General features: G+C 47.6%; 12 protein-coding genes. 11 read left to right on the top strand and 1 reads right to left on the bottom strand.

Features of this window, described 5'->3' with window-relative positions:
* Positions 1–26 precede the first annotated feature (26 nt).
* The 6 genes from BP97_RS0110450 (at position 27) to BP97_RS39375 (ending at position 7205) form a co-directional block, all read left to right on the top strand.
* Positions 27–959: a carbohydrate ABC transporter permease gene (locus BP97_RS0110450; RefSeq protein WP_028549051.1), complete on the top strand. Its 933-nt coding sequence runs from the start codon at positions 27–29 to the stop codon at positions 957–959.
* Positions 959–1795: a carbohydrate ABC transporter permease gene (locus BP97_RS0110455; protein ID WP_028549052.1), complete on the top strand. Its 837-nt coding sequence runs from the start codon at positions 959–961 to the stop codon at positions 1793–1795. Before BP97_RS0110450 ends, BP97_RS0110455 begins: the two co-directional genes overlap by 1 nt.
* 36 nt (positions 1796–1831) lie before the next feature.
* Positions 1832–3037 (top strand): trans-sulfuration enzyme family protein, encoded by a 1206-nt coding sequence (locus BP97_RS0110460; protein ID WP_231506268.1) that lies wholly within the window; start codon positions 1832–1834, stop codon positions 3035–3037.
* A 164-nt stretch (positions 3038–3201) separates the two neighbouring features.
* Positions 3202–4305 carry an acyltransferase family protein gene (locus tag BP97_RS0110465; RefSeq protein WP_028549054.1) on the top strand — a complete coding sequence of 368 codons (1104 nt, stop codon included), beginning with the start codon at positions 3202–3204 and terminating at the stop codon, positions 4303–4305.
* A 311-nt stretch (positions 4306–4616) separates the two neighbouring features.
* Positions 4617–6038, top strand: coding sequence for a M14 family zinc carboxypeptidase (locus BP97_RS35860; protein ID WP_036745725.1), 1422 nt, complete (start codon positions 4617–4619; stop codon positions 6036–6038).
* Positions 6039–6092: 54 nt separating this feature from the next.
* A complete protein-coding gene (locus BP97_RS39375; RefSeq protein WP_064745682.1) occupies positions 6093–7205 on the top strand; it encodes an N-acetylmuramoyl-L-alanine amidase in 1113 nt (370 codons plus the stop codon).
* A gap of 119 nt (positions 7206–7324) precedes the next feature.
* Here BP97_RS39375 and BP97_RS0110480 read toward each other — a convergent pair whose 3' ends face one another.
* A complete protein-coding gene (locus BP97_RS0110480; RefSeq protein WP_028549055.1) occupies positions 7325–8119 on the bottom strand; it encodes a YheC/YheD family protein in 795 nt (264 codons plus the stop codon).
* Positions 8120–8310: 191 nt separating this feature from the next.
* Between BP97_RS0110480 and BP97_RS0110485 the strand changes: the two genes are divergently transcribed.
* The 5 genes from BP97_RS0110485 to BP97_RS0110505 all read left to right on the top strand — a co-directional run bounded on the left by BP97_RS0110485 (position 8311) and on the right by BP97_RS0110505 (position 13017).
* The gene (locus tag BP97_RS0110485) at positions 8311–9543 is read left to right on the top strand and encodes a phenylacetate--CoA ligase family protein (protein ID WP_028549056.1); all 1233 of its coding nucleotides are present in this window, start codon (positions 8311–8313) and stop codon (positions 9541–9543) included.
* Positions 9540–10514 (top strand): 2,3-diaminopropionate biosynthesis protein SbnA, encoded by a 975-nt coding sequence (sbnA, locus tag BP97_RS0110490; protein ID WP_028549057.1) that lies wholly within the window; start codon positions 9540–9542, stop codon positions 10512–10514. The genes BP97_RS0110485 and sbnA overlap by 4 nt, the downstream gene beginning before the upstream one ends.
* A gap of 11 nt (positions 10515–10525) precedes the next feature.
* Positions 10526–11500: an ornithine cyclodeaminase gene (locus BP97_RS0110495; RefSeq protein WP_028549058.1), complete on the top strand. Its 975-nt coding sequence runs from the start codon at positions 10526–10528 to the stop codon at positions 11498–11500.
* 211 nt (positions 11501–11711) lie between these two features.
* Positions 11712–12089: a hypothetical protein gene (locus BP97_RS0110500; RefSeq protein WP_028549059.1), complete on the top strand. Its 378-nt coding sequence runs from the start codon at positions 11712–11714 to the stop codon at positions 12087–12089.
* A 118-nt stretch (positions 12090–12207) separates the two neighbouring features.
* Positions 12208–13017, top strand: coding sequence for a YitT family protein (locus BP97_RS0110505; RefSeq protein ID WP_231506275.1), 810 nt, complete (start codon positions 12208–12210; stop codon positions 13015–13017).
* Positions 13018–13052 lie beyond the last annotated feature (35 nt).

Consider the following 13052-nt stretch of genomic DNA (forward strand, 5'->3'; position numbering starts at 1 on the left):
CACCTCTATTATGGGAGGGACCTCGGATGAAACAACGTGTTGCGCAGCCGTTACGGGAGGGGGGAAGGCCGTTTCGGCTGAACCGTACGCAGACCTTTATTTTCCTATGCTTGCTTCCCACACTGCTCCTTGTTTTCGGATTCACCTATTTTCCCATTCTGAAGGGCATCAGCGTAGCATTTCAAAATTATTCGCTATTTAACTTAACCGATGTCCATTATGTCGGGTTCAAAAATTTTCAAACGGTGCTCGAAGCAGCCCAGTTCAAAACTATATTGAAAAATACGGTCATGTGGGTTGTCATCTCACTCATATTGCAGTTCCTGATCGGCTTCATGATGGCGCTGTTGATGCGCCGCAGCTTCCTGGGACGCGGTATATACCAAGGTTTTGTCTTTTATTCCTGGGCCTTATCCGGATTTTTGATCGGCATTATATGGCGTTGGTTGTTTAACGGACAGATTGGCGTTATCAATGACCTATTGTTGAAGCTCGGCCTGATCACGGAGCGTATCGGTTTCTTGTCCGATCCGAAGTGGGCCATGTTCTCCGTTATCGTGGCGAATATTTGGTATGGGGTAGCATTCTTTGCCATTATGCTGCTGGCAGCCTTGCAGTCGGTACCGTCTGAGTTGTACGAGGCGGCGGAGATGGATGGGGCAAGCAGTTTAAATCAGCTGTTTCAGGTCACCATTCCATACATTATGCCTACGATTATTTCCACGACGGCGCTGCGGGTCATTTGGATTTTTAACTTCCCCGACTTGATCTATGGGATGACCAACGGAGGTCCGGCAGGCTCCACTCACATACTAACGACATACATGCTGGATAAAATCGTTTTTTCAGGTGACTACGGGCAGGCGAGCGCCATCGGAATTATTTGTATTGCCATTCTGGTACTGTTTACGACCTTTTATCTGTTTGCGACTAGAGCGGAAAAAGCGGGTGATTTCTAATGAACAGACGGATGACATTACCCGGAAAAATAGGCAAAGCCTTTATTCTTGCCGTGTACCTGTTATTTATGGTGTTCCCGTTATATTGGATGGTCATTACGTCGCTGAAGCCTCGGAATGATATTTTTACGCTGCCTCTTCAATATTGGCCGAAACAAATTTCATTTGAAAATTACGTGCAAATTTTTAAAATATCCAAATTTCATATTTACATCGGTAACAGTCTTGTAGTTTCTCTTATTTCCGCGGCTATCGTGCTGATTGTGACCATTTTGAGCGGTTATGTTCTGGCTCGGTTTACCTTCAGGGGCAGCCGTCAGCTGATGCTCGCTTTTTTCATAACGCAAATGGTGCCGTTGTTCATAGGCTTCAGCACCTTGTACTGGATGATGTCAAGGATGGGGCTGCTGAATAAACAGGGAGCCTTGATTCTCATGTACACGGTCGGTCTGGTTCCGTTTTGCACCATTATGCTGAGGGGATTTTTTCAGCGCATTCCTGCAAGCCTCGAGGAAGCGGCGATGGTGGACGGCTGCTCTCGAATGAGCGCCTTGTTCCGGGTTATCGTCCCTATTATGATGCCGGGGATATCGGCGACGTTTATTTTTGCCTTCGTGCAGAACTGGAACGAGCTGTTCATGGCGATTATGTTCATTGATAAGGAAAGCTCTAAAACGCTGCCTGTAGCGATGAATTCGTTTATTACGAAGTTCGATATCGACTGGGGCTCTATGTCGGCAGCTACGGTGCTGTCTGTGATTCCGACGGTCATTTTGTTCGCTATTTGCCAGCGTTTTATTGTCGAAGGATTGACGCAGGGAGCGGTGAAGGGTTAGCTCGCAGTGACAAAAACCATCGGAAGGAGAATTCCCGTGGACTCTAACCAAGTAAGGCTGGAAGACGAGGATAACGTTCCTCGACGTACTGTCGATACGAGCACGCGAGTTGCTCATGACCCGCATGACGATAAGCATCAGGGTGCTGTTGTGATGCCGATTTATCAGAATAGCTTGTTCACCTTCGCTACGTATGAAGATTTCGATAGGGCATCTATGGGGAATGACGATGTCCCTGTATACTCACGCGGACATAATCCGACTGTACAGCAGCTGGAAAAGCGCTTAGCTGCTCTTCAAGGCGGAGAAAAGGCCCGATGCTTTGCTTCGGGAATGGCAGCTATCACGACGGCGGTCATTTCACATGTTCGGTCTGGAGACCATGTGATATGCGTGGATCAAGCCTACGGACCGACGCGGGAACTGTTGGGCGTGTTTCTAGCGCAGTATGGAGTGGAGACGACCTTCGTCGATGGAACTTCTATGGAGTCTTTTCAAGCGGCGGTGCGTTCCAATACGCGGGTCATTTACCTGGAGAGCCCGACGACGCAGACGTTTCGGCTTCAGGATCTACGTGCTTGCGCAGAACTTGCCAGCAGCATTGGAGCGGTGACGATTATCGATAATACGTGGGGGACACCCTGTTTCCAGAACCCGTTCGAGTTCGGTATCGACCTCGTGCTGCATTCCATCAGCAAATATATCGGAGGCCATAGCGATATTATTGGTGGCGTGTTGATCGGGAGCGATGAAACGATCAGTCGAATCAACCGCAGTGAGTATCTGCTGCTCGGTGGCATCATGACGCCTCATTCGGCGTCCTTAACGATGCGCGGACTGCGGACGCTGCCCTTGCGTATGGAGAAGCTGGAGCAGAACGGACTCACGGTAGCGCAGCATTTGGAGCAGCTTCCTTTTGTAAGAAAGGTCAACCATCCGGGACTAGTATCCCACCCGCAGCAGGAACTGGCGAAGCGGCAGATGCACGGTTCGAGTAGTTTATTTTCCTTCGAGACCGACCTGCCGCCGGAAGAGATGAAGGCTTGGGCGGGAAGGCTCAACTATTTCCGTATCGGCGTCAGCTGGGGCGGTTACGAGAGTTTGGTTACTGTGGGACGGTCCGTGCCGGGCTGCGAGCCCATACAGGGATCGATAGTTCGGCTGTACGTCGGTTTGGAGCATCCTCAGGTGCTGATAGAGGATATTGAGCAGGCTAGTACGGGGTTAGGTGGGATGGGTTAAATGGAAATATAGGAGCTTTGCCACTGAATAGGGTGGTAAAGCTCCTTCTTTTTATGCACCCTTGAGGTCAGCAGAATATGTAGAAACTTAATGCTTGATGGAAATAACTGTATAATATAAAATAGAGACGTTCGTTATAAAGAATTATTGAAAGGGTGGCTTATTTGATAAATTCTTTGACGTCTTTTAGATTTTTTGCTGCACTAATGGTTTTCTTATACCATATTGGAGTGACAGCCCAATTAGAATTGGGTACAGCTGGAGTGCAATTTTTTTTCGTCTTATCTGGATTTATTTTAGCGTATAACTATCATTCAAAGTTTACAGAATTAGAAGGTGTTCGTATTAAAAAATTCTACATAGCTCGATTTGCAAAAATATATCCCGTACATGTTCTAACGTTTTTAATTTCGCTTCCCCTTGCATTGCTATACTTCAATCCACAGGGTCTATATTTCATAAAGCTCGCTTATATGTCCTCAATAAATTTGCTGCTAATCCAAAGCTTCTTCCCAAATCAGGCTACATATTTTAATTTTAATGGGGTGTCATGGACGTTATCTGTTGAAGCAATATTTTATTTGACGTTTCCATTCTTAGTTTGGATATTTACAAAGCTTAGGATGAATAAAAATGTGTTCCGGGCATTCTTTCTATTCTTGGCGATCTGGATTGCATTGTTACTGTTAAATGCTAAATTAACAGAGGATAATAGCTTTTATGTTTGGTTGTTACATATTTTCCCGGTAGCGAGATTGTTTGAGTTTGCGTGTGGCGCAGTGTTGGGATTAATTTTTGTTGAAAAGTTTTCTGGTGTTAATCAGGTTAAAAGTAAATTTACCGTTCTTGAGCTACTTAGCGTTGGACTTTTTATTGTTTTATTAGTAGTTTCCAGAGGAGTAGATGTAGGGATTGTCCGAGGAGTATATTTCGTTCCTATATGGTGTTTGTTGATATTCGTTTATGCATTTCAAGGTGGATTGATTTCAAAGGTACTTTCAAATAAGACCTTAGTCTATTTAGGTGAAATTAGTTTCTCATTTTATATGGTTCATCAGTTAGTGATTCGATATATGGATTTCTTAACTATTCCAGTCATATATAAATCTAGTATTTCCTTCATCCTTTCAATTCTGTTGAGTTCTTTGATCTTTAAATTCTACGAGGAACCATTGCGCAAAAAACTTCGTTATGGCTTTAACCATTCAAATAAACAGAAATCGATGCAGCTCCCATCATCCCCTTCTATTGAATCACGGTTATCATAGAATAAAAAGAAGGAAGCGAATAATATATAACAATGGCCAGAAAGGGATACCCACCGGAGTATTACAAACAAATCTGAATTTTCATGGGTTTCTCGGCAGACTCAGCGCCAGCCAATCGGCTGGTGCTTTTTCATATTCCCTCGAACACTAAACATCATAAACCGACAAATATCGACCCAATTATAGTAATTTTTATATGAATCTATTAAAATGTACTTGCATATTAGGAAATTCCTCCCACGGAATACATATCATACATCAACGTAAATAGGAGAGATAGAAGCTTGGGAACAGAGAAAAGGTTGAGTAGGATGCAGAATGTAACAGCCGTCCTACTGGGGATGAGTCTTATTTTTGGCAGTACAAATGCAGTTTCAGGAGCGGCTTCTGACCCCATACCGGTGAACAAGGAGATTGTTGACCCATACCAGGAGTACACCTATGAATTAATGTCAGAGCAGATCGATAAGCTAGCTGCCGCTTATCCCGGATTAATCGAGGTCAAGTCGATTGGGACGACGGATTTTGGCCGAGATATTAAGGCAGTCAAGCTGGGTAAAGGGGAAGCTTCCGTCCTAATAGACGGGTCTCAGCATGCCAGAGAATGGATGGGGACAAACCTTATTCTTTATATGATTGACCGGTATGCTTACGCTTATGAGAATAATATGAAATACGATCAGTATGTGGTTCGCGATTTGTTGGATCACTGCTCGATCTGGTTTGTTCCGATGGTGAACCCGGATGGTGTGACGCTTCAACAGAAAGGGCTGGATGCTTTTCCGGAATATTACCATGATTACATGATTAGTATGAACGGTGGCAGTTATAATTTTAAACGCTGGAAGGCAAATGCGAGCGGGATTGACATTAACCGGCAGTATCCTGCTATGTGGACTGGTATTGTCAATTCTCCCAAGTATCCGATGTTCAAGAATTATAAAGGCTCCGAGCCTGCGGAAACAGCGGAAGCGACGAGCATGATCCATTTTACATACCAGATTGATCCGGAAATTGCCTTATCCTATCACAGCTCAGGTGAAGTGCTATATTGGTATTTCAACACGGCACCCGAACATATGGCTCGGGATAAGAAGATGGCAGACAGCATAAGCGCGATGACAGGATATAGTCAGGTCAAACCGGTAAAAGATCCTTCAGGTGGGGGCTTCACCGATTGGTTTATCGCCCAATTTGGGCGGCCTGGGTTTACAGCGGAGTTAGGACCATACCAAGAGGAGACCGAGCTGCCGCTCTGGACCTTCACAGACATATGGAGTGAGAATCAGAATATTGGATTATATATGGCTTCGGAAGGGTATAAGCTCTGGCATGAGCGGTATCCGATGGAAATGATAGAGGAAAACATTCAGCTGCTGGAGCCAGTGCAGCTCTATAATCGTCCTAAGGAGTCGTTTCCGGTTGGTGGAGAGCTGGGCAAAGTAAAAGTAAAGACGGATGCACGCCTAGGAGATTGGTACCGTGTCCCTACGTGGCTTGGTCCGAAGTGGATACGTCTGAACCAAACCCCTTTCTTAAAAGGATCTAGCGAGAAAATGGAGGAGCGTATAAACTTAAGGAGTCCAGCATCTGTTTATAAATATCCTAATCAGGACAATTCTGTACGGCTTGGTGAGTTGAATCCGCAGGAAGTGCAGGCCTTGGAGCGTTGGAACGGCTGGATATTGATCCGCACCTGGTTAGGTGATGGCTGGATCCAGGAGCAAGAGTAGCTTGTTGGATAGATCCGGTATTTAGTAGAGCAAGAATACATAGGAGGGCAATTCATGGTCCGCAGCAATATGAGTTTTATTTCTCTAACGATTGCGCTATTGATCAGTGGGTGGCTGGGACCGACGCAGGTCAGTGCCAGCACGCCTAATGAGCAGATGGTTTGCCTCGATCCCGGGCATCAGCTGTACGGTAACAACGCTCTGGAGCAAGCTTCACCGGACTCCAAAGAAATGAAGGCAAAGGTGACTTCTGGAACCAGAGGGGTCAAGACGAAGAAGCCGGAATATGTGCTCACCCTGGAAGCTTCGCTGTTGCTGAAGGGCAAGCTGGAAAAACTGGGATACAACGTAGTTATGACTCGGGAAACCCATGATGTAGACATTTCGAATATTGAACGGGCCCAGAAGTGCAATGATGTCCAAGCAGACTTGGCGGTACGAATCCATGCGGATGGAGATAATTCTCCGAAAGCACAAGGCATATCCGTGCTGTATCCGGCATCGAGTAAGGGGACACAAGCGTTCTTCGCTCAAAGCAAGGAGGCTGCAGGCGTCATCCTGAACGAAGCGATAGCCGCAACAGGAGCCGTATCGAGGGGGATTGTTCCACGCTCCGATTTGACCGGATTCAATTGGTCGACCGTTCCTTCCGTTCTCATAGAGATGGGCTTCATGACCAACCCGGAGGAAGATGAGAAGTTATCGGATACGAATTATTTGAATCAATTAACAAATGGTATGACTACCGGCATTAATCAGATACTGTCTTCTCCAGCAGATGAACCGGAAGTGGATGCCCAGTCTCAGGTATACTTGGCGGCGCACAGCCAATTATTTGAATTTACAAACGGCAAAATGCTCCGAACCCAGGTAGCACTTTCTCCTCAACTCGTGCAGCTTTCCGCAACAAAAGGTGATTGGGGAAAAGTGAGCACTTGGATCGGGGATAAATGGGTATATATTGGGCAGGGTGCTTATCAGGTTAAGCCTGTAGATAAACAAGTCGTATTATCCGAGGACGCTCCGTTCTACCGAACTCCCTCGGATATGAGTCCGGCGGGAAGGCTGTCCACTCAAAAAATCAATGTGCACGGACAGTGGGATGAATGGTATTTGATCGAGACGTGGATGGGGAGCATGTGGATTTCCGCATGGAATGTAAGTTAATGTTGAAATGGAGGGGGCACGCAAGTACTCCTTCTGACCATAGAAGGTGTTGCCAGGGAGCTAACCGTTACAAGCGGTTCAGCTCCCTTATTGTTTTTCCTGGCATAGAACGGCCGATTTTACCGACGCCGCTGCGGTGCCCTTTTCGCTTTAGAGCACTTCAAGCAATATCGTTTGCCGTAGGCTCTGGCGTAGGCGACGATTTTGCGGATCATCGATTTATTCGGCAGCTTGGTGAACGGGCAAGGATCGGGGCAGGTATTCACTTCCAGAATCCACGGATTTAAGCGGTGATCTATGGCGATATCGAGCCCGAGCTCTTTCATGGCGGGATATGCACGGCTGAACTGCGCCGCCGTCAAGTAGGCTAGGCGATCCATTCTTGCCAATAGCCTGGAGGCTTGCTTCTTTCCTGCGGCAGGTACAAGAAGAGCATGTGCTGGGAAAATAGTGCCGCCCTGGCTGCCATTGCTGACGATTTTGCGCGGATGGGCAACACGAGCGACGGTTCCGGTCCGCTCCCATTTTCCAGCCGGATTTTTTTGGATCATGACGCGAAAATCATAGGGACGGCCTTGGTGTCTCAGCACATGAATCCCTTTTTGAACCAAGTAAGGCTTTCGTCCGATGTGCTTCGTGAGCGAATGGAACATGGTATGGAAGGTTGGAAAGGTTACAGCTCGTACGTCTCTTTGGTAACGATAGGTCCGTTTTGATTTATCCACTTTCATAACTCCGACGCCCTTAGCGCCTGAATCCGGCTTCACATAGACCATATGATGGCGATGCAGCATCTCAGCCAGTCGCTCACGCGTCAATCGACGAGTGACAGGCACATGCCTTGCCAATGTCTGATCGCGCAGTACGACTCGGGTCTTTATCCATTTACTGGATATAAATGTTTGTTTGCTCAATTGATGCCACCCTCATTTCTGCGCAAATATAGCTTACGCTATATCATACGAAGCTTCCTGAACATAGGTGATTGCTAGTCGGCTTTTCCCTCTGCAATAGGCTAATGGACGAACACAGGCGGATGGGGGTGCATAAAGTAACTATGGAAAACAACCAGACTCGATAAGCTGAGAGGAAAGGGGAGGAGACCGTGTCGGTCCCTTTAGAGCTTCAGCAGACCCTAGAACGTATGGCCCGACAATACCCGTGGTATGCGCTTGAGGCCGATGGGAAGCAGTTAGATGGCGGGGGAGAGTGGGAACGTCTGCCGCTGATCACAGCTTCGTTGTTGGAGAAGCACTACTACAGTGATCATAATCCTTTGTCAAAGCGGGACGATTTGAATCGTTACCAGACATCTGGAACAAGCTCCAACCGGCGCAAGACGATCTTCTATTCGGAAGCGGATGAAGAAGCATATATGCGGATCAAGCTCGATGTATTTCGTCATATTGTCGGCTATGGAGGATTTCATAGAGCCTTGGCAGATATGGGTACGGGCCATGCGGAAGCGACTGCGGTTGGGGTATTCCGGCGCCTCGGAATGGAAGTGGAATCCGTGTCGTTTCGGTTGCCGATAGCTCGGCATTTGGACCGGCTAGCACAGTTTCGTCCCGAGGTGCTGTATACGATGCCCTCTATATTGGATCGAATTTTGCTCGCTTCCGAAGATCCTACAGTCTATGGAATTCGCCATGTCATTCTTGTAGGGGAGATGGCTTCTCCTGTCTGGATTCAGCGGGCAGCCGAACAATTGGGTCTGAACGTGCAGCAAATTACGGATACGTACGGTTCTATTGAGATCGGAACTATTGCGTATTTTTCTCATGAGCATGGGAGGTACTTGTTAACCGAGGGATTGCTGGCGGAGGGCATTGCCGCCGAGGATATCGGAGAACATTTGGAGCCTCTTGTGGAAGCGGATGAGCAAGTGCTTGTCTTGACCTCGACGTTAAGGGAAGCGTTCCCCGCAATCCGTTATGTGACCTATGATATCGTGCGTGATATGCGTCCTATCCTAGTAGACGGAGTTTTGCGGCAAAGCTTTCACAGTGTAGTGAAGCGAATCGGTCCGGACTTAAAGCACGGTGAGAAAATAAGCATCTACGATATTGAAGACGTCGTTTACCGTCACCTGAATGCAGCAAGCGTCCGAGTTAAAGTAACTGGAAATGCACTATCCGTTTCTATATATAGTCCTGATGCGGAAGGAGAGGTTCTGAAGAGCATTCGAAGTGATCTGGAGAATCGCATTCCGGAGATAGGCGCGATGATTCGTGCAGGGATTTTGGAAGGGATACAGGTCATCGGAGCGGCATTTGACGATTCGGATCACCGCAGCTCCGTCAAGAATAAAAAAATAAGCTATGAGGTTGAGGGATGAATATGGAGCTCGGAGGAGGCATAGTCGAGACGATCGGCGGTACCCCGCTCATTCAGCTGCGCCAGCTATTCAAAGGCCAGCCATTCCGCGTCTTCGGGAAGATGGAGTGGATGAACCCGGCGGGCAGCGCCAAGGATAGGCCGGCCCTGTTCATGCTGCGTGAGGCGATTCGACGTGGTGAGATTACTAGAGACAGTGTGGTGATTGAATCCAGCTCCGGTAATCTGGCAATCAGTCTCGCGCAATTATGCTGTTATTTGGGGCTGCGCTTTATTTGCGTTGTCGACCCTCGAACGACAGAACAGCATAAGCAAATTATTCGCTGCTTTCATGGGGAAATCGATCTGGTGACGGAACCGGATCGGGAGACCGGTGAATTTTTGCCTGCACGGATTTATAGGGTAGGAGAGCTGCTGCGGCAAATACCGAACAGCTATTGGACGAATCAGTATGGCAACCCGGACAACTACCGCGCTCATGCCGAGACGACCATGAAGGAAATCGGCGAACAGCTCGGGCCCGTCGATTATTTGTTTTGCGGCGTCAGCTCGTGCGGCACGATTCGGGGCTGTATGGAATATATCCGCAGCCAGAAGTGGCCGACTCGAATTATAGCGGTAGATGCGGAAGGCAGTGTTATTTTTGGCGGACCCAAAGGGTCGCGAAAATTTCCCGGGCTCGGCTCCGGCATCACGCCCAGCTTGCACCACCCGGATATGACTGATTTGGTAGTGTATGTGTCGGACCGGGATTGCGTTCAAGGTTGCCGTGAACTGGTCCGTCAAGAAGCGATCCTGGCAGGGGCATCTTCCGGAGGTGTGATTGCTGCTATTCACAAATTGAGCGGCAGCATTCCTGAGGGCTCAGTATGCGCGGCGATATTGCCGGACCGCGGTGAGCGATACTTGAACACGGTTTACAATGATGAATGGGTAAAACAAGAGCTGGAATCCAATCCGAGCTCTTTTTAGGAGGGCGCTGCATGATTTATTTACACGACGGTCATATTCGTGAGATCGGCATCGACTGGAACGAGCTGACCGGGGTGATTGAGGAAGTCATCAAGGTGAAAGACAGCGGGCAGAGCGCTCATCCGTTGAAGCCGTATTTACGGTTTCCCGATGAGCCAGCCAACCGGATTATTGCTATGCCTGCTTATGTGGGAGGAAGCTTCAACATGGCAGGCATCAAATGGATTGCAAGCTTTCCGGGCAACCGGCGCAATGGGCTGCCGCGTGCGCATAATACGATCATACTGAACGATGCCTCCACCGGGGAACCGGTCGCCTTTCTATACAGCGGCTTGTTGAACGCTATTCGTACAGCTGCGGTTAGCGGGGTGATGTTTCGCGCCTATTTAACAGCACGGAAGCCGGCCAACAAATTGCGTGTAGGCATTATCGGATGGGGGCCGATCGGGCGGCTGCATCTTGGAATGTTAGAGAGAATGCTAGGCGACAAGCTGGAGCATGTCACCTTATACGACCTGAATGGAATCGACCCGGACTCTATCCCGGCAGGCGTCAAGAACATTACGACCATTGCGGACGATTGGCGGTCAGTCTACCGCAGCTCTAACGTATTCGCTACTTGCACCGTCGCGGCTGACAGGTATATCGACGAGGTGCCGCTGTCCGGGACACTGCTGCTAAATGTATCCTTGAGGGATTACAAACCGGCCAGCGTGGCCAAGTTAAAAGCAGTCATTATCGATGATTGGAAGGAAGTATGCCGAGAGAATACGGATGTGGAGCAGCTTCATCTCCAACATGGTTTGCAAGAATCCGATACCCGCTCGATCTCGGACGTTATTTGCCGCAACGGGCTGGCTGACTATGCCGCTGATGAGCCGGTTTATTTTAATCCCATGGGGTTGGCTGTATTCGATATAGGCATAGCTGAGTATTATTTGCGAAAAGCGCTTCGGCGTGGAATAGGGATGAACTTGGAAGGATGACGCATCAAAGGACGAACGAATAGGGTTGCCATACCGGATGGAGGAAGGAGTGACTGCGCTTGCAAGCGCTTAGCTTTGTCCAAATTTCGATATTGGCAACATTTTTTTTTACAAGATGCGGTCAATAGGTATATTATTAAGATAGTGATATTTGTCCGTAACAATCCGTACTACTCCTATAGGATATTAAAATATGAAAGGAGGGGGCAGCATGCTCAATTCCCGGCGAAATCGTCAATGGATCATCTTGGTTTGGTTTGTCGTATGCTTGGTTGTATTTCCATTAACCCCTCCCATTTCACAAAATCTTACGTTTGAAGAGAACGTGTTAAGTCAGTTTAACGAAACGCCGGCCTTTATGCGTGTCGCGCCCGAATCCTCCAAGATTACCGTTCCAGTACTCATCCCCCCGGTACCCTGGTACGAACAAGAACGTAATCCCGATCCATGCTATCTACTTCTGATAGTCACCTATATCATCTTTTTACATTCCAAAATACCAAAGCTGCTCAAGAAAGTTGTACTGGCTCCACTGAAATATACCTCGGATTACGTGGTAGTTCCTTATTCAATTCTAACAATGAAGTAGAAATGAATAAGTGTAAGAAGAGGGGATTTCAATGACTAATATTCCGTTATCACAAGAACAAATCGCTGCACAGCATCAAAAAGTAACCCGGACTAAATTTTTCCGTAGAATCTTATTCATGATCTTCGGATCAGCGTTATTCTCTATGGGGTTGGAAATTTTTCTCGTTCCGAACAATATTATTGACGGTGGCATTGTAGGTATTTCCATTATTTTATCTCATTTACTTCATATTCCGTTAGGGATATTTCTGGTTCTGCTCAATCTGCCTTTTCTCATGATAGGCTACAAGCAGATTGGGAAAACCTTTGCTATATCGACATTGTTTTCCGTCCTTATCATGTCTCTGGGCAGTTCGCTTCTGCATTCGATTAAACCGTTCACGATGGACCCTCTGCTTGCAGCCGTGTTCGGAGGCGTTATTCTCGGTATCGGTGTAGGCTTGGTTATCCGTTCGGGCGGCTCACTAGACGGGACAGAGATTGTCGCTATTCTGTTCAGTAAAAAAACGCCGTTCTCTGTAGGCGAAATTGTTATGTTCTTCAACCTGTTTATTCTTAGCAGCGCCGGCTTCGTCTTCGGCTGGGATCATGCTATGTATTCTCTTATTGCTTACTTCGTTGCTTACAAAATGCTCGATATTACAATTGAAGGTTTGGATCAATCCAAATCGGTATGGATCATCAGCGACGAATCGGAAAAAATCGGACAAGCAATCACCTTCCGGCTTGGCCGCGGCGTAACATATCTGAATGGAGAGGGCGCATTTAGCGGTGACGACAAAAAGGTCATCTTCAGCGTCATCACCCGTTTGGAGGAAGCGAAGCTCAAATCCATTGTGGATGAGCACGACCCGAACGCATTTCTGGCTATCGGCAACATTCACGATGTGAAGGGCGGACGCTTTAAGAAAAAGGATATCCACTAACAAAAGCAGGGCAGTTCCAAGAGGTTATTCTTGGA

The sequence above is a fragment of the Paenibacillus sp. UNC451MF genome, assembly GCF_000686845.1.
Classification (GTDB): Bacteria; Bacillota; Bacilli; order Paenibacillales; family NBRC-103111; genus Paenibacillus_S.